General features: G+C 70.3%; 21 protein-coding genes. 12 read left to right on the plus strand and 9 right to left on the minus strand.

Annotated elements, in window-relative coordinates:
• Positions 1–36: 36 nt before the first annotated feature.
• The gene (locus tag J7E89_RS24770; protein WP_251061040.1) at positions 37–1,194 is read left to right on the plus strand and encodes an acetylornithine transaminase; all 1,158 of its coding nucleotides are present in this window, start codon (positions 37–39) and stop codon (positions 1,192–1,194) included.
• Positions 1,195–1,199: 5 nt separating this feature from the next.
• Complete coding sequence (locus J7E89_RS24775) at positions 1,200–1,742, plus strand: arginine repressor (RefSeq protein WP_069929634.1); 543 nt, start codon at positions 1,200–1,202, stop codon at positions 1,740–1,742.
• A gap of 35 nt (positions 1,743–1,777) precedes the next feature.
• Here the strand turns inward: J7E89_RS24775 and J7E89_RS24780 are convergent, their stop codons facing one another.
• From J7E89_RS24780 to J7E89_RS24805, 6 genes are all read right to left on the minus strand, one after another.
• A complete protein-coding gene (locus tag J7E89_RS24780; RefSeq protein ID WP_214976592.1) occupies positions 1,778–3,136 on the minus strand; it encodes an NAD(P)/FAD-dependent oxidoreductase in 1,359 nt (452 codons plus the stop codon).
• Positions 3,137–3,232: 96 nt separating this feature from the next.
• Positions 3,233–5,020, minus strand: coding sequence for an ABC transporter ATP-binding protein (locus tag J7E89_RS24785; protein ID WP_251061017.1), 1,788 nt, complete (start codon positions 5,018–5,020; stop codon positions 3,233–3,235).
• A gap of 20 nt (positions 5,021–5,040) precedes the next feature.
• Complete coding sequence (locus J7E89_RS24790; RefSeq protein ID WP_214976594.1) at positions 5,041–5,457, minus strand: lasso peptide biosynthesis B2 protein; 417 nt, start codon at positions 5,455–5,457, stop codon at positions 5,041–5,043.
• 21 nt (positions 5,458–5,478) lie between these two features.
• On the minus strand, positions 5,479–5,736 hold the full coding sequence (locus J7E89_RS24795) for a lasso peptide biosynthesis PqqD family chaperone (RefSeq protein ID WP_214976595.1): 258 nt from the start codon (positions 5,734–5,736) through the stop codon (positions 5,479–5,481).
• On the minus strand, positions 5,733–7,595 hold the full coding sequence (locus J7E89_RS24800; RefSeq protein WP_214976596.1) for an asparagine synthase-related protein: 1,863 nt from the start codon (positions 7,593–7,595) through the stop codon (positions 5,733–5,735). Before J7E89_RS24800 ends, J7E89_RS24795 begins: the two co-directional genes overlap by 4 nt.
• A 93-nt stretch (positions 7,596–7,688) precedes the next feature.
• The gene (locus J7E89_RS24805; protein WP_214976597.1) at positions 7,689–7,808 is read right to left on the minus strand and encodes a keywimysin-related RiPP; all 120 of its coding nucleotides are present in this window, start codon (positions 7,806–7,808) and stop codon (positions 7,689–7,691) included.
• Between the two features lie 338 nt (positions 7,809–8,146).
• On the opposite strand from J7E89_RS24805, the gene J7E89_RS24810 reads away from it, so the two are divergent.
• From J7E89_RS24810 to J7E89_RS24835, 6 genes are all read left to right on the plus strand, one after another.
• Positions 8,147–9,340: an argininosuccinate synthase gene (locus J7E89_RS24810; RefSeq protein ID WP_028815400.1), complete on the plus strand. Its 1,194-nt coding sequence runs from the start codon at positions 8,147–8,149 to the stop codon at positions 9,338–9,340.
• A gap of 196 nt (positions 9,341–9,536) precedes the next feature.
• Positions 9,537–10,964: an argininosuccinate lyase gene (argH, locus tag J7E89_RS24815; RefSeq protein WP_214976598.1), complete on the plus strand. Its 1,428-nt coding sequence runs from the start codon at positions 9,537–9,539 to the stop codon at positions 10,962–10,964.
• 67 nt (positions 10,965–11,031) lie between these two features.
• A complete protein-coding gene (locus J7E89_RS24820) occupies positions 11,032–12,003 on the plus strand; it encodes an aldo/keto reductase (protein ID WP_214976599.1) in 972 nt (323 codons plus the stop codon).
• A 119-nt stretch (positions 12,004–12,122) separates the two neighbouring features.
• A complete protein-coding gene (locus J7E89_RS24825; protein WP_214976600.1) occupies positions 12,123–12,680 on the plus strand; it encodes a hypothetical protein in 558 nt (185 codons plus the stop codon).
• A gap of 116 nt (positions 12,681–12,796) precedes the next feature.
• Positions 12,797–13,348, plus strand: a complete 552-nt coding sequence (locus J7E89_RS24830) for a TetR/AcrR family transcriptional regulator (RefSeq protein WP_214976601.1) — start codon at positions 12,797–12,799, stop codon at positions 13,346–13,348.
• Positions 13,345–14,895 carry an MFS transporter gene (locus J7E89_RS24835; RefSeq protein WP_214976602.1) on the plus strand — a complete coding sequence of 517 codons (1,551 nt, stop codon included), beginning with the start codon at positions 13,345–13,347 and terminating at the stop codon, positions 14,893–14,895. The genes J7E89_RS24830 and J7E89_RS24835 overlap by 4 nt, the downstream gene beginning before the upstream one ends.
• 78 nt (positions 14,896–14,973) lie before the next feature.
• Here J7E89_RS24835 and J7E89_RS24840 read toward each other — a convergent pair whose 3' ends face one another.
• Entirely contained in the window at positions 14,974–15,645 is a 672-nt protein-coding gene (locus J7E89_RS24840) for a 1-acyl-sn-glycerol-3-phosphate acyltransferase (protein ID WP_069929641.1), read from the minus strand.
• A gap of 238 nt (positions 15,646–15,883) precedes the next feature.
• On the opposite strand from J7E89_RS24840, the gene J7E89_RS24845 reads away from it, so the two are divergent.
• The 3 genes from J7E89_RS24845 to J7E89_RS24855 all read left to right on the plus strand — a co-directional run bounded on the left by J7E89_RS24845 (position 15,884) and on the right by J7E89_RS24855 (position 18,217).
• Positions 15,884–17,026 (plus strand): glycerophosphodiester phosphodiesterase, encoded by a 1,143-nt coding sequence (locus tag J7E89_RS24845; protein ID WP_214976603.1) that lies wholly within the window; start codon positions 15,884–15,886, stop codon positions 17,024–17,026.
• A gap of 92 nt (positions 17,027–17,118) precedes the next feature.
• Positions 17,119–17,673 carry a sigma-70 family RNA polymerase sigma factor gene (locus J7E89_RS24850; RefSeq protein WP_214976604.1) on the plus strand — a complete coding sequence of 185 codons (555 nt, stop codon included), beginning with the start codon at positions 17,119–17,121 and terminating at the stop codon, positions 17,671–17,673.
• Between the two features lie 37 nt (positions 17,674–17,710).
• Positions 17,711–18,217, plus strand: coding sequence for a GNAT family N-acetyltransferase (locus J7E89_RS24855; protein ID WP_214976605.1), 507 nt, complete (start codon positions 17,711–17,713; stop codon positions 18,215–18,217).
• Positions 18,218–18,371: 154 nt separating this feature from the next.
• On the opposite strand, the gene J7E89_RS24860 is transcribed toward J7E89_RS24855, so the two are convergent.
• Positions 18,372–18,707 (minus strand): hypothetical protein, encoded by a 336-nt coding sequence (locus J7E89_RS24860; protein ID WP_251061042.1) that lies wholly within the window; start codon positions 18,705–18,707, stop codon positions 18,372–18,374.
• Between the two features lie 68 nt (positions 18,708–18,775).
• Entirely contained in the window at positions 18,776–19,135 is a 360-nt protein-coding gene (locus tag J7E89_RS24865; protein WP_214976606.1) for a hypothetical protein, read from the minus strand.
• A gap of 62 nt (positions 19,136–19,197) precedes the next feature.
• Between J7E89_RS24865 and J7E89_RS24870 the strand changes: the two genes are divergently transcribed.
• Complete coding sequence (locus J7E89_RS24870; protein ID WP_214976607.1) at positions 19,198–19,851, plus strand: HAD family hydrolase; 654 nt, start codon at positions 19,198–19,200, stop codon at positions 19,849–19,851.
• Positions 19,852–19,989 lie beyond the last annotated feature (138 nt).

Raw genomic sequence — 19,989 nt, forward strand, 5'->3', positions numbered from 1 at the left:
GCGAACCAGGAGCTGACGCAGCGCTGGCAGGGCGTCATGACGGACAACTACGGCACGCCGAAGCTGGCTCTCGTACGCGGTCAGGGCGCGAAGGTGTGGGACGCCGACGGCAAGGAGTACACCGACTTCGTCGGAGGCATCGCCGTGAACGCGCTCGGCCACGCGCACCCCGCGATCGTCGAAGCCGTCTCCCGCCAGGTCGCCTCCCTCGGCCACGTCTCGAACCTGTTCGTCGCCGAGCCGCCCGTCGCACTCGCCGAGCGGCTGATCCAGATCTCCGGCCGCCCCGGCCGCGTGTTCTTCTCCAACTCCGGCGCCGAGGCCAACGAAGCCGCCTTCAAGATCGGGCGCCTCACCGGCCGTACGCACATGGTCGCCACCGAGGGCGGCTTCCACGGCCGCACCATGGGCGCCCTCGCCCTCACAGGACAGCCCGCCAAGCAGGCGCCCTTCATGCCCCTCCCCGGTGACGTCACGCACGTGCCGTTCGGAGACGTCGAGGCACTGCGGGCAGCCGTCACCCCCGACACCGCGCTGCTGATCATCGAGCCGATCCAGGGCGAGCTGGGCGTCGTCGTCCCGCCCGAGGACTACCTGAAGGCCGCCCGCGAGATCACCCGCGCCACCGGCACCCTGCTCGTCCTCGACGAGATCCAGACGGGCATCGGGCGTACGGGCCGCTGGTTCGAGCACCAGGGGCACGACGGCGTCGACCCCGACATCGTCACCCTCGCCAAGGGGCTCGGCGGCGGACTCCCGATCGGCGCGACGATCGCCTTCGGCGACGCCGCCGACCTGCTCAAGCCCGGCCAGCACGGCACGACCTTCGGCGGGAACCCCGTCGCGTGCGCAGCCGGACTCGCCGTACTGGACACCATCGCGGCCGACGGACTCCTCGACCACGTGAAGCGGATCGGGGAGAAGCTGCGCGACGGAATCGAGTCACTCGGGCACCCGCTTGTCTCCCACGTCCGTGGTGCGGGTCTGCTCCTGGGTATCGTGCTCACCGAGTCCCTTGCTCCCCAGGTGCAGCAGGCGGCTCAGGACGCCGGTCTCCTGGTGAACGCGCCCGCCCCCGATGTCGTACGGCTCATGCCGGCGTTCCTCATCGGAGACGAAGAGGTGGAAACGTTCCTCCGGGCCCTGCCCGGCGTTCTTGACACCGCACACGGGGACCAACGATCCGGAGAATGACACCGATGACCGAGGCGCAGGCGCAGGACAACGAGCACGGCGGCCAGGCGGTACCGCAGACCCGCACTGCCAGGCACCGCCGGATCGTGGACATCCTGAACCGGCAGCCGGTGCGCTCGCAGAGCCAGCTCGCGAAGCTCCTCGCCGACGACGGGCTGAGCGTCACCCAGGCGACGCTCTCCCGCGACCTCGACGAACTGGGCGCGGTGAAGATCCGCAACACGGGCGGCGAGCTGATCTACGCCGTACCGAGCGAGGGCGGCTTCCGCACCCCGCACGCGCCGCTGGGCGAGTCCGCCAAGGAGGAGCGCATGCGGCGCCTCTCCGGCGAACTGCTGATCTCCGCCGAGGCCTCGGCCAACCTCGTTGTTCTGCGTACGCCGCCGGGCGCCGCCCAGTTCCTGGCCTCGGCCATCGACCAGGCCGAGCTGAACGCGATCCTCGGCACGATCGCGGGCGACGACACGCTGCTCCTGATCAGCCGAGACCCGGCAGGCGGCCAGGCCCTGGCCGACCACCTCCTGCGCCTGGCCCAGAACGACCGCTAGCCGCCGCCTGGTGGGATACGGCTGGACGGCAAGCGCTACGCCCTGGCCGCCAGCGGCCGGCTGTGTTCCCGGATCTGGTCCGGTGTCAGGTACACCGAGGTGTTCTCGAAGTCCTGGAGCGTGCCGGCCCGCCGGGCCTGGAAGTCCGTACGGACGAAGTCGTCGCCGGCGACCGCGTTGAGCGTCCAGTTGGTCATGACGCGGGTCCTGGCGGTCATGGTGGGCAGGGCAAGCAGGTGGTAACCGCGGGCCACGGCCTGGGCGGGGAGGCCGTGCAGTTCCATGCCCAGGGGTTTGGAGACCGCGTCCCGGCCGCCGAGGTCCACCACCAGGCCGAGGTCCTTGTGGACGTACGGCTTCAGCGGCATGCCGCGCAGCCCGGCGACGATGTTGTCGGCGAGGACCTTGCCCTGGCGCTGGGCGTGCTGCGCGGTCGGCGGGCACAGCGCGTCGCCGCCCTTCGCGACGTCGGGAACCGCGGCCGCGTCGCCCGCCGCGAACAGGCCGTCGAAGCCGGGGACGGTCAGCCGGGGCGTGGCGGCGAGCCGGCCGCGTACCGTCTCCGCTCCCAGCGTGGCCACCAGAGGGCTCGCGGCGACTCCGGCGGTCCAGATCAGGGTGTGCGACGGCAGCGTACGGCCGTCGGTGAGCTTGACGGACGTCGCGTCGACGGAGGCGACCGAGGTGCCCAGGGAGAACTCGATGGCCCGGTAGCGCAGCATTGCCATGGCCTTCTCGCCCAGCTTCTCGCCGAGTTCGGGCAGCAGCCGCGGAGCCACGTCCAGCAGATGCCACTTGATCTGCGCACGGTCCAGATTCGGGTAGCGCCCGACGGCGGCGGAGGTGAGGCGTTGCAGGCAGGCGGCGGTCTCGGTGCCGGCATAGCCGCCGCCGACCACCACGAACCGCAGCCGCGCCGCGCGCTCCGCGGCGTCGGTCGTGGCGGCGGCGATGTCGAGCTGGGCGATGACGTGGTCGCGCAGATGGGCCGCCTCGGCGAGGGACTTCATGCCGCGTCCGTGGTCCCGCAGGCCGGGGATGTCGAAGGTGCGGGTGGTGCTTCCCGCCGCGAGGACGAGCTGGTCGTACGGCTCAGTCATTACCTCGCCCGTGATCTTCCTGATGACGCACACCTTCGCCTCGGCGTCGATGCCGATGGCGCCGCCGGGGCAGATCCGGGTGCGGCGCAGCCGGCGGCGCAGGGACACCGCGACCGACTGCGGGGTGAGGACTCCGGCCGCCACATGCGGCAGCAGCGGGAGGTAGAGCTGGTAGTCGGACGGGGAGACCAGTACCAGCTCGGCCTCGCCGGGAGACAGCTTGCGTTCCAGCCGCTGTAGGCACTCGACCCCGGCGAAGCCCGCGCCGACCACGAGGATCTTCGGTCGCGTCATGGTGAACACTGCTCCCCTACGGTTACCGACAGCTGCTCGTCCCACCTTCGATGCCGGAGCCGGCAGCCGCGCGTCGGCGGCGGCATTCGGGGGCCGTCAGCCGCGCCGGCCGGCGCGGAAGGCGTCCACGACGGGGCCCTCCGCCTGCTGGGCACGGCACAGGAACCGGTAGTGGTCGCTGGTTTCCATCAGCTCCGCGTGGCTTCCCGCGGCGACCACCTCGCCCGCGTCGAGCACGACGATCAGATCCGCGGCCCGGATGGTCGAGAACCGGTGAGCGATTACCAGCAGCGCGCATTCCGTGGAGGTCTGCCGGATCGACCGGCGAAGAGCCGCCTCGTTGACGGCGTCGAGGTGGGCGGTCGGCTCGTCGAGCAGCAGCAGGCTGGGCCGGGTGAGGAGGGAGCGGGCGATGGCGATGCGCATGCGCTCGCCGCCCGAGAGCGCCATGCCGTGTTCTCCGGCATCGGTGTCGAGACCGCGTGGCAGCCGGGACGCCGGCTCCGTCAGCTGGGCCAGCTCAACCACCCGGGCGAGTTCGTCCGCCCCGGCCTCCGGGGCGGCGTAGAGCAGGTTCTCCCGCAGCGTGCCGTACAGCACCGGGGCGTGCTGCTCGACGAGCCCGATCCGCGCGCGGTGCTGGGCACGGCTGAGGGTCCGTACGTCGCCGCCTTCGAACAGGATCAGGCCGTGGTCGGGGTCGTAGAACCGCTCAGCGAGCGCGAAGACAGTGGACTTGCCCACGCCGGAGCTGCCGATCAGGGCGACATGGCCGCGCTCCGGCACCTGGAAGGAAACGCCGCGCAGCACCGACCTGCGCGGGTCGTAGCCGAACCACACGTCCCGGAACTCCAGAACCGGTGGGCGGGGGCCGCCCTCCGGCGTCGGGGCGACGCCGCGCAGGGGCGCGGTGTCCGGCTCTTCCGGCAGGTCGAGGATCTCGGTGATCCGCCGCAGCGCGCCCGCGCCCTGCTGCATGGTGCTCACCGCCTGGAAGACCGCGCCGACCGGCCCCACCAGATAGAGCATGTAGAGCAGGAAAGCGGCCAGGTCCGCGACCGAACCGCCCTGCCCCGCCACCCGTACGCCGCCGACGAGCAGGACCACCAGGAAGGAGCCGTGGACGGTCAGTTCGATGACCGGTGCGACCACCGCGTCGAGCTTTCCCACCCGTACGCTCGCCGAGAACGCGGACCTTGCCTCCGCTCCGATGCGCTCGGCCTCCCGCTGTTCGGCCCGGCTGGCCCGTACGGTCCGGATGGCGCCCAGGGCCCGCTCCAGCTCCGCGGTCATCGCGCCCGTGGCCTGCTGGGCGACGAGTGAGCCACGTGCGATCCCGTGCAGCACCGAAATGACGGTCAGTCCACCGAGGACGATCATGGCGATGACGATGAGGAAGAGGGCCCAGTCGAGCCACACCATCAGGGCGACCACACCGAGCAGGCCGATGCTGCCGGTGACCGCGTCGGTGAAGCCTTCGGCTATGAGCAGGCGCAGGGCTGTGCTGTCGGTGCCGGCGCGTGAGATCAGGTCGCCTGTCCGGTGCCGGTCGTACGTCCTCATGGGCAGCCGCAGCAGGCGGTCGATGAGGTTGAGGCGGATGCCGAGCACCACTCCTTCGCCGGTGCGCGCGAGGACGTAGCCCGCCACCGCCTGGACCAGTGCCTGGGCGACGAACAGAGTGACCAGCAGGCCGACGTATCCCCCGATGCCCGATCCCGCTCCGGACGACTCGATCACTCGCCTGACCACCAGCGGCTGGGCCAGGCCCAGGGCCGAGGCCACCAGCGTGAGCGCCACAGCGCCGGCGATCCACCGCCGGTGACCACGGAGCACGCGCAGGACCTGGCGGGGTCCGGTCAGGCGGCTGGTGTCGCCGCTCATGTCACGGTCCATGTCACGGCTCACGGCACGGTGAAGAAGGCCCGGAAGTAGTCGGGTGGATGGCCTTCGCCGACCGGTACGCCCTCGGCCTCCACCCAGGCATGTGCCGCGAACGGCGGTATCCGCCGCGCCCCCACGCACCAGGTAGGCCACTGCCCGTGCAGGCGGCACAGCATGGCGGTGGCCAGTGACCGGGGCAGGCAGCCCTCGGGCGCCGCACAGGTGAGGCTGACCGAGACCACCGCGTCCCGGGCCGCCTCGGTCTCGCCGTAACCCGCTGGCCGGGCGCCGTTGCTCACCCGGCCGAGCACCGAGCGGATACGTCGTGGGGGGCGGCGGGCCAGCAGCCGGGCAAGGCCCACGACAAGGAGCGCCTGGACCCGGCGCGCGGGCGGCACCGCGCGCGGCTTGTGGGCGACAGCTTGGGGAAGGGGCACCGGAAATCTCCTCTGCGGTTTCTACCGTTCCACCAGCCCGGACGAGTCGAGCGCCTCGATCAGACCCTGTACGTCCTCACGGGCGCTCTCGGCATCGACGTCGCAGGCGCCGGTCAGTTCCCGCACCGCCTCCTCCGAGGTGCCGCCCGCCAGCAGCGTCCGTACGACCTGGGCGCCGGTGGGGTTCAGTTCCCAGTACTCGCCGCTGTCCTCGTCGAGCAGCGCGATCCCGTACTCGGTGTCGGCACAGGAAACGCCGGTACGCAGCTTGAGTGTCATAGCATCGCTCCCGCTTTCGGGTGGGTGGCGGCCCGCTCCCAGGTGCGCAGCCAGATTTCGCAGGCCACGGCCTGGTAGAGCGCGTCGTGCAGGTCGTAGGGGTGCGGTCGCAGCGGTCCGGTGCACAGCTTGCGCAGCGCGGCCGCGTCGATCAGCCCGGTCCGGCCCAGGCGGGAGTCCTCGAACAGGGCCAGCAGCTCCGCGCGATTGTGTCGCAGCGCGGCGTCCAGGTCGCAGGTGCCACCGGATTTGGCCTGCCGGCCGAGGATCCGGGCGGGAACGATGCCGCGCATCGCCTCCTGGATCAGCGGCTTGTACCCCCATGGGGGGCGCTTCTCCTCGCGCCGCACCGCGAGCGCCGCTTCGAGCACTCGGTCGTCGTAGTAGGGCGCCGAGAGTGTGAGTCCGATCCGGGCGGCGAGCCGGCTGATCTGGCGGACGGGACGGGCCGAGTCACGTATCCCGACCAGGTCGTCATGCAGCCCCCGCGGCCCGAGCGGCCGCGCGGTCGCGGCCTCGGTCCGGATCAGTTCCCGTACGGCGTCGGCCGCGTCCGGGGTGACCCACGGAGCCAGCCGCGGCGTCGGGCCCCAGTCGAGCGCGGGTGCCGTGTCGGGCGGTGGAGGTGTGGTGAGCCGGTCCGCGGCCCCGTTCAGCCACCTGCCGTACGAAGTGCCGTCGCACAGCTGCCTGAGCATCTGGCCGCGCGGCCACCCATACTTGGCGGCGAACCCGCGCAGTTGGAGCAGGGCCGTCACCGGGCGGTGGCGCAGCAGCGTACGCAGATGAGACGTGGCGCAGCCCAGCGTCTCGTCACCGCCGAAGCCGGTCAGGTGCAGCCGCGATCCGTGACCGGCGGCCCGGCCGGCGATGGTGAGCCACCGGGCGTAGTCGGCTATGCCCCCGCAGGGCTCGTCCAGCAGCTCGTCCAGCGGCTCGTTCATGTCCAGCAGACCGTGATAGATCAGTGGCATCTCGTCGGCCGGGATGATGTGGTGCTCGATGCGGCCGATCGCGGCCGCTGTGAGCTGAGCCCACTGCACGTCGTCGTCGAGCGGATCCGGGCTGGCGGCGGTGCAGGCGATCACCTTCGGGCCGTCCCGGGCCGCCAGGCAGCACAGCGACGTCGAGTCCAGACCGCTCAGATCGCTGCTGACCAGCTCGCGCCCACCGGTCCGGACGCCCACGGCCGCTGTCAACGCCTGCCTGAGCGCTGCGGCGCCTTCGGCCAACGGCAGTTCAGGTTCGGGCGGAAACCACCACTGGACCTGGTGCGACCGGCCGTCGGTGTCCAGCACCAGGTAACTGTCGGGCGCCACGAACCCCACATCCCGCCACACCGGGCGGTACGTGAGGGGATGGAGCACGGGCGGGTCCAGGAGATGGAGGGCGAGCCGCTGCTCGTCCAGGCCCGTCCGGCCGAGCAGGGCCAGTACATCGGCCCGGTCCGACGCCACCGTGATGCCGTCGATGTCAGCCCGGAACAGCCGCCGAAAACCGGTCACCGAGCCCTGGGCGCGTACCCGCCCGTCCACCGACGCGATCAGATGGAAGCTTCCCGCGAGTCGGCGTGCCAGGGCGTCGACGTCGGCGACCGTACGCACGTGTGCCGCGGCCTCGGCAAGACGGCCGGTGGTGACGTCGAACTCCCCCAGTACCGCCAGCTTGTTGGCGCCCGCCTGCCCGCAGGCCATGTGCTGCTCGCCCCACCGTCCCATCAGCCAGGGGCGTCCGGAGGGGTGATGGACAGTCAGCTCCGCGCGGTCCCGCAGCGTGTTGTCCGTGCCGACAGCTGACGGGCAGTCCGGAAGAACGACGAACCAGGAGGGAATGGAATCGAGTTCGGAGAATCCCGGCACCGCGCACCGCCCTTCCGCCCAAGCCGGCGACGGGTGCTCACGCGCCTGTCGCCGGTTTTCCCGGATTTCCCGGATTTCCCGGTTCCTCAGACCTCAGAGGAGGTTGCCCTTGATGACGATGTCGGGCGGACCTTTGCCCTTCCTGAACGGCTTACCGGTCTCCTTCGCGAAGGAGCCGACCCGAGTCAGCGTCGGGCGCTCGTATGCGCGCATCTCAGTACACCTCCTTCCTTTTCCCGGATCATGCGGGAGCGGCCGTGTCGGCTGACCGCAAAGGACGTACTGGAATGGTTCACGGATCCGGACGTAGCAGACATACGTGGCCAACAGTCCGGTCAAGCGGCTTCTCTCCGGCGACAGGCCCTCAAACACTGAAGGGCGTCCAGCCGTGTGGAGTTGGGCGCGATGACCCCGTGCATTTCCAGGCTAGACCCTTCTGTGAGGTCGGTCATCCGGAGCGGCACTGTCAGGCCCCTCGGGGCCGCATTGACGAAACATACGGTGGAGTGCATACTTATACCCATCACCGCATGCATCGTAAGGAGAAACCCGTGACCGAGCGCGTCGTACTCGCCTACTCGGGCGGCCTGGACACCTCCGTCGCCATCGGCTGGATCGCCGAGGAGACGGGCGCTGAGGTCATCGCCGTTGCCGTGGACGTCGGCCAGGGCGGCGAGGACCTGGACGTCATCCGTAAGCGCGCGCTCGCCTGCGGTGCCGTCGAAGCCGAGGTCGCGGACGCCAAGGACGAGTTCGCCGAGGAGTACTGCCTCCCGGCGATCAAGGCCAACGCTCTCTACATGGACCGCTATCCGCTGGTCTCCGCCCTCTCGCGGCCGACCATCGTCAAGCACCTGGTCGCCGCCGCCAACAAGCACGGTGCCTCGATCGTCGCCCACGGCTGCACCGGCAAGGGCAACGACCAGGTCCGCTTCGAGGCCGGCATCTCCGCTCTCGGCCCCGACCTGAAGTGCATCGCCCCGGTCCGCGACTACGCGATGACCCGTGACAAGGCGATCGCCTTCTGCGAGGAGAAGAACCTCCCGATCGCGACCACCAAGAAGTCCCCGTACTCCATCGACCAGAACGTCTTCGGGCGCGCCGTCGAGACGGGCTTCCTGGAGGACATCTGGAACGCCCCGATCGAGGACATCTACGAGTACACCTCGAACCCGGCGCTCCCGCGCGAGGCCGACGAGGTCGTCATCTCCTTCAAGGAGGGCGTCCCGGTCGCCATCGACGGCAAGCCCGTCACCGTCCTCCAGGCGATCCAGCAGCTCAACGAGCGAGCGGGCGCGCAGGGCATCGGCCGGATCGACATGGTCGAGGACCGGCTCGTGGGCATCAAGTCCCGTGAGGTGTACGAGGCCCCGGGCGCGATCGCACTGATCACCGCCCATCAGGAGCTGGAGAACGTCACCGTCGAGCGCGAGCTGGCCCGCTACAAGCGGCAGGTCGAGCAGCGCTGGGGCGAGATGGTCTACGACGGCCTGTGGTTCTCCCCGCTCAAGCGGGCGCTGGACGGTTTCATCAACGAGGCCAACCAGCACGTCACCGGCGACATCCGGATGACCCTGCACGGCGGCCGCGCCGTCGTCACCGGCCGGAAGTCCGACGAGTCGCTGTACGACTTCAACCTGGCGACGTACGACTCGGGCGACACGTTCGACCAGTCCAAGGCCCAGGGCTTCATCGAGATCTTCGGCCTGTCGTCGAAGATCGCGGCCAAGCGTGACCTTGCCTAGAAGGCCGATGAAGATCTTGAAATCGCGCCCGGCTTGCACCGGTTCAGCCCGATTGACATTTACCGGCAATCCGGGGTGAGTCGGGCGGTCCGAGCAAGATCTTCAGGAGTCTTCTAGTCAGTAGCCTTAAAACCGCCTTCCCGTCCTCCGCGGCGGGAAGGCGGTCGCACATCCCCACCCTTGAGGAGCAGTAGCTGTGAGCAGCAACAACGGTGACGTCCGGCTCTGGGGCGGCCGTTTCGCCGACGGACCGGCCGAGGCCCTGGCCAAGCTGTCCGCGTCCGTCCACTTCGACTGGCGTCTCGCGCCGTACGACATCGCCGGTTCGCGCGCCCACGCGCGCGTGCTCCACAAGGCGGGGCTGCTCACCCAGGACGAGCTGGAGCGCATGCACGCCGGTCTCGACCAGCTGGAAGCCGACGTCGCGGAGGGCTCTTTCGTCGGCACCATCGCCGACGAGGACGTCCACACCGCCCTGGAGCGCGGCCTCCTGGAGCGCCTCGGCGCCGACCTCGGCGGCAAGCTGCGCGCGGGCCGCTCCCGCAACGACCAGGTCGCCACGCTCTTCCGGATGTACCTGCGCGACCACGCCCGCATCATCGGCGGCCTGATCGCCGAGCTCCAGGACGCGCTGGTCGGCCTCGCCGAGGCGCACCCGGACGTCGCCATGCCGGGCCGTACGCACCTCCAGCACGCCCAGCCGGTCCTGTTCGCCCACCACGTCCTGGCCCACGTCCAGTCCCTTTCCCGGGACGCCGAGCGGCTGCGCCAGTGGGACGAGCGTACGGCCGTATCGCCGTACGGATCCGGCGCCCTGGCGGGGTCTTCCCTCGGCCTGGACCCGGAGGCGGTCGCCGCCGACCTCGGATTCGAGCACGGCTCCTCGGGCAACTCCATCGACGGCACGGCGTCGCGCGACTTCGTGGCCGAGTTCGCCTTCATCACCGCGATGATCGGCGTCAATCTCTCCCGGATCGCGGAAGAGATCATCATCTGGAACACGAAGGAGTTCTCCTTCGTCACCCTCCACGACGCCTTCTCCACCGGCTCGTCGATCATGCCGCAGAAGAAGAACCCGGACATCGCCGAGCTCGCGCGCGGCAAGTCCGGCCGCCTCATCGGCAACCTCACCGGCCTGATGGCGACCCTGAAGGCGCTGCCGCTCGCGTACAACCGCGACCTCCAGGAGGACAAGGAGCCGGTCTTCGACTCCTGCGACACGCTCGAAGTCCTGCTGCCCGCCTTCACCGGCATGATGGCCACGCTCACCGTCAACCGCGAGCGCATGGAGGAGCTGGCGCCGGCCGGCTTCTCGCTCGCCACCGACATCGCGGAGTGGCTGGTCCGTCAGGGCGTGCCGTTCCGGGTCGCGCACGAGGTCGCCGGTGAGTGCGTCAAGGAGTGCGAGCAGCACGGGATCGAGCTCGACCAGCTCACCGACGAGCAGTTCGCCAGGATCTCCCCGCACCTCACCCCCGAGGTGCGTACGGTCCTGAACGTCGCCGGGGCTCTCGCCTCCCGCAACGGACGCGGCGGCACCGCGCCTTCGGTGGTCGCGGTCCAGCTCGCCGAGGTGAAGGCCGACTTGGCGACCCAGCACGCCTGGGCCACCGCCAAGAACTGAACCGCGCGGTCCGGTTGAGTACGGTAGTGAGGGACCGTACTCGACCGAACACGCGCGGAGGCCCACGATGCCCTTTGCCCGTCTGGCGACGGCGACCACTGCCACCGCCCACATCGGACTTGGCCTCGCGGCCGTCGGCCGTCCGGGGTACATCACGCCCGACCGGGACTGTGATCTGCCTGCCGGCCGCACCCCCGACGCCCTGCGCGAGCGCGCCCACGAACTGCTGGACGCCGCCTACGCGCAGGGCGTGCGCTATCTGGACGTCGCACGCTCGTACGGCCGGGCGGAGGAATTCCTCGCGGAGTGGCTGCGCGCCAGGCCCGACGTGCAGGACGTGGTGATCGGCAGCAAGTGGGGCTACACGTACACCGCCGACTGGCGTACCGACGCCGAGGTCCACGAGGTCAAGGACCACAGCGTGGCGGCCTTCGAACGGCAGTACGCCGAGGCCGCCGCCCTGTTGGGCGACCGCCTCGACCTCTACCAGATCCACTCCGTCACGCCCGACAGCCCGGCGCTGACCGACCCCGCGCTCCACGCCCGTCTGGCGGAGCTGGCCGCCAACGGTGTCACCGTCGGCATTTCCACCAGCGGCCCCGCCCAGGCGGAGGCCATCCGGGCGGCGCTCGCCGTCACGGTGGACGGCAAGCCGCTGTTCCGTACGGTCCAGGCGACGTACAACCTGCTGGAGACCTCGGCGGCGGCAGCGCTGGCCGAGGCGCACGACGCGGGCCTGACCGTGATCGTGAAAGAGGCCCTGGCCAACGGCAGGCTCGCCGGGCCGGGCGCGCCGCCCGCGCTGCGGGCCGTCGCCGGCGAAACGGAAGCCACCTGCGACGCCGTCGCCATCGCGGCGATCCTCCGGCTGCCGTGGGCCGGCGTCGTCCTTTCGGGCGCGGCCACAGCGGTCCAGCTTGCGTCGAATCTGCACGCCCCGGTGGTCGACCTCGACGAGGGGCATCTGACCCGGTTGGGGGAGCTGGTGGAGGAGCCGGCGACGTACTGGAAGCACCGCTCGGAACTGCCCTGGAGCTGACTCGCCCTTAGGCCAAAATAGAACACATTGCTACAATACGCTCATAATTGGTCACCCTCTGTTTCGCTGTCGCCGGGCAGCCGATCGGCGCCCTCTTGCACGAAGGAGACAGAAACAGAATGAAGATCACGAGCGGCATTCTGAAGCGCGTCGCTGTCCCGGCTGCCGTCATGGGTATGGCACTGCCCCTGGCTCTCGCCGGGTCGGCTGCCGCCCAGCAGCCGGGTCCCGCCTCCACCGTCACCCGCGCCTTCGGGCAGGTCTCGTACACCGCGTACAGCGGTGAGGACAACAAGCTCACCGTCACTGCCGAGACGGACGCCAACAACAACACGGTCCTGGTGGTCACGGACCTCGAGGGCATCGGCGCCGGTCCGGGCTGTCAGCAGGCGAGCCCCAATGCCGCCGTGTGTGGCCTGGCCGGCTCTGTCACGCGGATCAGCGCCCGGCTGGGCGACGGCATGGACACCGCGTACATCGCGGTGGACATCGCCAGCTCGGTCGACGCCGGCGCCGGTGCCGACATCGTGGAGACCTCTGGCGGAAACGACACGATCAACCTCCGGGACGGTGTGAGCAACAATGACTCCGCGAGCTGCGGCGGGGGAACGGACGCGGCCTCCGGCAACATCGGCGACCGCATCTCCACCAACTGTGAGCGCCGGGCCACCTACTAGAACGTAGCGAGCGAGGCGTGAGGTGCTGCGACGCGCACGGGCCCCGGGAGGGGTGCCGGTCGTGCGCGTCGCGAGCTTTCGAGACATAAATGTCTCATTCGGGTTATGGTTGTCTCATGACTGTCGATCGCGAGCAGGTGCTCCGCACCGCGGCCGCCCTCCTCTCCCGCAAGGCGACCGCGACCATGGACGAGGTGGCCAAGGCGGCCGGCATCGGCCGGGCCACCCTGCACCGCCACTTCGCCGGGCGTGACGCCCTGGTCGAGGCGCTCGAAGAACTCGGCATCCGTGAGTTCGAGGCCGCGCTCGACGCCGCCCGGCTCGATGAGGGACCCGCCGAGGAAGGCCTGCGCCGCCTCGTCGCCGAGATCGAGCCCGCCGCCGGTCTGCTCGCCTTCCTCGTCACCGAGAACCAGCTCTTCGAGGGTGCCCATGTCAACGAGGGATGGGGCCGTCTGGACGCGCGCGTCTCCGCGCATTTCCGGCGCGGACAGCAGCAGGGCGCGTTCAGGATCGACCTCACCCCGGCCTGGCTGACCGAGGCCCTGTACGGGCTCATCGGCACCGGCGCGTGGGCCGTCCAGGACGGCCGGGTCGCGGCCAAGGACTTCCAGTACATGATCGTCGAGTTGCTGCTCGGCGGAGCACGTCGGAACGTGGAGCAATGACCAGTAGCGGCCGGCACCAGATGGCGCGGAACGCCATCCATCATCCCGGCCGCTGGCTCGCCCTCGGCGTCCTCGTCCTCGCTGTGCTGCTGGTCGCCGTCGACGCGACCGTACTCGGCCTGGCGACGCCCTTCCTCAGCGAGGACCTCCAGCCCTCCGGCACCCAGCTGCTGTGGATCGGCGACGTCTACTCGTTCGTCATCGCCGGCCTGCTCGTCTCGATGGGCAGCCTCGGCGACCGCATCGGCCGCAAGAAACTGCTGCTGACCGGCGCGGTCGCGTTCGGCGCGGTCTCCGTGCTCAACGCCTACGCGACCAGCCCCGAGATGATGATCCTCGCCCGCGCGCTGCTCGGTGTGGCCGGTGCGACGCTGATGCCCTCCACGCTCGCGCTGATCCGCAACATCTTCCACGACGCGGAGGAACGCAGCTTCGCCATCGGCATCTGGGGCGCCGCGGCCTCGGCGGGCGCGGCCGTCGGCCCGGTCGTCGGCGGCTTTCTCCTGGAGAACTTCTGGTGGGGCTCGGTCTTCCTCATCAACGTGCCCGTGATGCTGATCCTGGTCCTCGTCGGCATCAAGCTGCTGCCCGAGTCGAAGGACCCGTCGCCGGGCCCGTGGGACCTGCTCAGCGTCGGGCTTTCGCTGGTCGGCATCGTGTGTGTCGTGTACGCCGTCAAGGAGGCGGCGGCGCACGGTTTCCGCTGGGACATCGGGCTCACGGCGGCGGTCGGTGTGGCGGGGCTCTTCTGGTTCGTACGGCGCCAGCTCACGCTTCCGTCGCCGCTGCTGGACATGCGCCTGTTCCACCACCGCGGGTTCTCCGGCGCGGTCCTCGCCGACCTGCTGACCATCCTGGGCCTGTCGGGCCTGGTCTTCTTCCTCTCGCAATTCCTGCAACTCGTCCAGGGGCGCACACCCCTGGAGTCGGGCCTCATCGAATTGCCCGCCGCGGCCGGTGCGGTGGCCGCCGGTCTGGCGGCCGGCTGGGTGGCGCGCAGGCTCTCGGTCCGCATCGCGGTGACCGGTGGCCTGATGGCGCTCGGGCTCGGTCTCCTGACCTGCACCATCGTCACGGCGGACACCGGCGTGACCATGCTGGTCGCGGCCATGATCGTCGGCGGCATCGGGGCGGGCCTGGCCTTCACCGTGACGGCGGACGTCATCCTGTCCAGCGTTCCCAAGGAGCAGGCCGGAGCCGCGTCGGCCGTATCCGAGACGGCGTACGAACTGGGCGCGGCGCTCGGCATCGCCCTGCTCGGCTCGATCGTGACCGGCATCTACCGCGGTTTCGAGGTGCCCTCGGGCACCCCCGCCGAGGTGGCGGACGCGGCGCACGATTCGCTCGGCGGAGCCGTGGAGTCGGCGGCGGCGCTCCCGGCCGACCGGGCCGCCGCGCTGATCTCCGCCGCGCAGGACGCCTTCACCGACGGCTTCCAGGCGGCGGCGTGGGTTGGCTCGGTGGTGCTGTTCGCGACGGCGGTCGCCGCGTGGTTCATGCTGCGGGGCCAGAAGCTGGCGGTGGGAATCGTCGCGGACCTGGACTGAGGGACGGACGTCGCAGGTACGACGAAGGGGCCGCGCCACTGATGCGGCGCAGCCCCTGAGTCGTACGTACGGGCAGCCTCAGGCAGCCTTCGCCTTGGTGGCGTACATGTCGACGTACTCCTGACCGGAAAGCCGCATGACCTCGGCCATCACCGAGTCCGTCACCGCGCGCAGCACATAGCGGTCGCGGTCCATGCCCTCGTACCTCGAGAACTCCATCGGCTCACCGAAGCGCACCGTCACCTTGCCGGGGCGCGGGAGGCCCGCGCCGCCCGGCTGGAGCTTGTCCGTACCGATCATCGCGAACGGCACCACCGGCGCGCCGGTCATCAGCGTGAGGCGGGCGATGCCCGTACGGCCGCGGTAGAGGCGGCCGTCGGGGGAGCGGGTGCCCTCCGGGTAGATCGAGAAGATCTTGCCCTCTTCGAGGACCCGGCGGCCGGTCATCAGCGCCGCGACACCGCCGCGGCCACCGTCCCGGTCCACGGGGATCATGCCGCAGCTGGTGAAGAACCAGGCCATCAGCCGGCCCTTGAGCCCCTTGCCGGTGACGTACTCGTCCTTGCCGATGTAGTAGACCTGCCGGTCGCAGCAGATCGGCATGATCATCGAGTCGATGAACGTCAGATGGTTGCCCGCCAGGATGACCGGACCGGTCCCGGGAATGTTCTGGGCGCCCTCCACCTGTGGGCGGAACATCAGGCGCAGGATCGGTCCGAGCACTGCCTTGATGAGCGCGAGACGGGACAACGGTTCCTCCGGTGTCGTGGCCGGGTCGGGCTGGCGGCCTGTTCTGGATGAAGTCTGTGCAGGTGAGGACGATACTCGCGGTGTCCGCCCGACCGCACATCGGGTTCATCACTTCGATACGCAGTGTTGACGTGTGTTTCCACTGCGTTCCGTCCACGGCCTCGTCTGCGTAAGACGTAGGCGCCTACGATCGGGCCCTTCATTCTTGGCAGGTGCGGGACATGACAGAGGAGCGTTCATGACACAGGGCGGACAGCGAAACCCCGGGCGGCGCACGGTTCTTGGCGCGGCCGTACTCGGGGCGGGCGGAGTCACCCTCGGCCTGCCGGGTACGGCGAGCGCCGCCGAGGACTCGTCGTCGTACCGTGATCTTCCCGTACCCACCGTCGTGGCGCACCGCGGAGCCAGTGGTTACCGTCCCGAACACACGATCGGGTCGTACCAGCTCGCCCTCGACATGGGCGCGCACGTCATCGAGCAGGACCTCGTCCCCACCAAGGACGGGCACCTGGTCTGCCGCCACGAGAACGACATCACGGGGACCACGGACGTCGCGGCGCACCCCGAGTTCGCGTCCCGCAGGACGACGAAGTCCGTCGACGGCGTCTCCCTCACCGGCTGGTTCACCGAGGACTTCACGCTCGCCGAGCTCAAGACGCTGCGCGCCAAGGAGCGCATCCCCGGCACCCGGCAGGAGAACACCCTCTACGACGGCCGCTGGACGATTCCCACCTTCGAAGAGGTACTGCGCTGGGCCGAGCAGGAGGGACGGGCCCGCGGCCGGCGGGTCTGGCTCCACATCGAGACGAAGCACCCCACGTACTTCCGCGGCCTCGGCCTCGGCCTGGAAGAGCCGCTGGCCAAGCTGCTGCGCAAGTACGGCCGGCACAAGAAGAACTCGCCGAACTTCCTCCAGTCGTTCGAACCCAGCAGCATGCAGCGCCTCGCCGAGCTCGTCGCGGCGCCCCGCGTCGTCCTGCTGTCCGGGGCCGGCACCCGGCCCTGGGACTTCGAGGTGGCGGGCGACCCGCGCAAGGTCGCCGACCTGGTCAAGCCCGAGGGCCTGAAGTGGATCGCCGGCTTCGCCCAGGGGCTCGGCCCCACCCTCGACCTGATCATTCCCAAGGACGCGGCGGGCAAGCTGGGCACGCCGACGACGCTGGTACGGGACGCGCACGCGCAGGGCCTGATCCTGCACCCGTACACGATGCGCAACGAGAACACCTTCCTGCCCGCGGACTTCAGGCGCGGCACCGACCCGGCGGCGTACGGAGACGCTTTCGGGGCCTTCAAGGTGTACTTCGAGCAGGGCATCGACGGGATCTTCTCCGACAACCCGGACACGGCGCTGCTGGCGGCGGCGGACTTCACGAGCCGTTGACCATTGGGCGCTGGACAGGGCCGGTTTCCACGGACGGGTGACTGTGGCGCCGCGCGGCAACCGCCGGCCGCCGGCGCCACGTCCCGCCTGGCATGACCTTCACCGTGCCCGCCGCCCCGCCCACGGCCGCGTCGTCCGCCCTGTTCAGTACGCTGCGCCCCCTGCTCGCCGCCGAAGCCGTGGCCGAGGCCGCGGGCGGGGGAGTCGAGCCCGGCGACCTCGAACAGGCCGTATGGCTACGCCTTCTTGAGCTCCTCGACGGGTCGGGCCCGCCGTCCGACCCGGCGGGCTGGCTGCTGCACGCCGTACGGGCCGAGGCGAGCCTGGCCCGCCGTGCGACACGGCGCGAACTGCCGCATCCCGCTCCGCCGGCCGAGACGACGGACACCGCCTGCCCGGAACGCGCCGCCCTGAGCGCCGAGCGGCGGCGCGTGCTGCGTGCGGCGGTGCGCAGGCTGCCCGGCAGGTGTCCACGGCTGCTGGCCGCGATGCTGTCGCCGGACGATCCCACGTACCGGGAAATCGCAGGGGAGTTGGGAATGTCACAAGGCAGTTTGGGGCCCATGCGTTCCCGTTGCCTGGGATGCCTGCGCAGAATGCTGGCGGCGGAGGTTGCAGCTCCTGGGCAAAGGGGAATGGAGCGATAAGCAACCGGCGTATCAGGCGAGCGGGAGGCATGCACACATGGGCATGAGCGTGACCATCTCAGCGGCAACGGCGCAGGATGCCGAGCAGATCCTGAAGTTGCAGTACCTGTGCTATCAGAGCGAGGCCGAGCTCTACGGCGACTACAGCATCGAGCCGCTCACCCAGACCCTCGACGACCTGCTGGCCGAACTCGCGCGCAGCCACGCGCTGGTGGCGCGGCTCGGGGACGAGGTGGTCGCGTCGGTGCGCGCGGCGGTCGACGAGGCGGGGACGGCGAGGATCGCCAAGCTCATCGTGCACCCCCGGATGCAGCGGCACGGGCTCGGCGGGCGGCTGCTCGACGCGATCGAGGAGTACTTCGCGGGGGAGCCGGCGGCGAAGCGCTTCCAGCTCTTCACGGGGCACCGGAGCGAGGGCAATCTGCGGCTCTACCGCAGCCACGGTTACGCCCCGGTCGCCACGGAGCAGATCGCCCCCGGCTTCGCCCTGGTCACCCTCCAGAAGGAGACGGTGGCGGCGGAGGCGTACGCGGCGAGCGCGTAGGCCGACGCCCCCGGACGCCCTGCGGGGGCGTGTCCTCAAGCGCCGCACGGGCTGGAAATCCAGCCCCTCCGGCGTTTGAGGAGCGGGGTCTGGGGCGGAGCTCCAATCGGGAAGGGGCGGGGTGGGGAAAGCCCGCCGCAGGCGCACGCACGCCCTACCCCCGCCGCGCCTTCCGCAGCCACGCGATGCCCGTGACCGGCAGCAGTACCGGGATGAACAGGTACCCCATCCCGAACCCCGACCACACCGTGGCGTCCGGGAACGCCGACGGCTCGATCACCGTCCAGGTCCCCACCACCAGCACCCCCAAAAGCTCCGCACCGCAGCACACCAGCGCCGCCCGCCGAGCCGCCTCCCCGCCCCGTACCAGGGTGTACGTAATGAACGCGTACACCACCGCAGCCACGCCCGACAGCGTGTACGCCAGCGGCGCCCGGTCGTACTCCGTGGCGACCTGGTAGATCGACCGGGAAACCGCGCCGACCGACATGACGCCGTACAGCCACACCAGCAGCAGCCCCGGCCCCTTCACCAGCCGAGTGACAGACTCACTCACGGTCAGCCTCCCCAGATGTCGTGAAGCCGGACTTCGAGCACGGCCAGCACGACCGCGCCGGACGCGACCGTCACCGAACCCCAGCGAGTCCGCTCCGCCAGCGAGAGGAAGCCGGCCGCGGGGACCGCCGCGAGCGCCCCGACGAGGTACGAAACGAAGATCACCGCACCGTCGTGCGGCTTCTCGCCGCGTGACAGCTGCACGACGCCGACCACCACTTGGGCGAGCGCGAGCACGGTCACCACGGCCATGCCGATGAAGTGCCAGTCCTTGGTGGGCTGATCGCGGTAGGCGGCGTAACCGCACCACGCGGCGAGTACGAGCGCGGCCACGGAGACCGCGACCGTCAGGGCGTCAAGCATGACGACGAGCGTATTACGGCCGTTTACGTCCGCGACAACGGGTGGGCGTAGGGTCGTTCCCCATGAAGATCCACGCCGAAGCTCTCCTGTTCGACAACGACGGAACGCTCCTCTCCTCCCTGGAGTCGGTGATCCGCTGCTGGACCCGCTGGGCGGGGGAGTACGGCATATCGGCGGAGGAATTCGCGGCTGTCGAGCTGCACGGACGCCCCGCCGCCGAGATCGCCAACGATCTACTGCCGGCGGATCTGGTGCCGGGCGCGGTCGCCCGTATCGAACAGCTCGAGGTCGAGGACGTGACCCGCCCCGGGGGCGCCGTGCTGCTCCCCGGCACTGCCGAGCTGCTCGCGAGCCTGCCCGCCGACCGCTGGGCCGTCGTCACCTCCGCCACCCGCAGGCTCGCCGAGGCCCGCTTGGCCGAGGTCGGCATCCACCCCAAGGCGATGATCGCCGCGGACGACATCACCCGCGGCAAGCCCGACCCCGAGCCCTACCTCCTGGCGGCCCGCAGGCTGGGAGTCGACCCGGCACGCTGCGTGGTCTTCGAGGACGCTCCCGCCGGGCTCCAGGCCGGCCGCGCGGCGGGCATGAGAACCGTGGCATTGGCCACAACCCACGACCGCTCGGAGCTGGTCGCGGACATCGTCGTGAGCGACCTCTCGGCGGTGTCCGCGCAGGCCACGCACGACGGCGTGGAGATCGTCGTCGCGGACTGACCGCGACCGACCGGGGTCCGCCGCCGAGACAGAAGTGTCCGCTATTCGGACAGCGTAGATCGATGCGTACGCACGTCTGGTTTACTCATCGCATGACCACGACGAGCAGCCGCACCCTTGCGACCGAGGCGACGATGA

The sequence above is a fragment of the Streptomyces sp. ISL-100 genome (genome assembly GCF_018614615.1).
GTDB lineage: Bacteria > Actinomycetota > Actinomycetes > Streptomycetales > Streptomycetaceae > Streptomyces.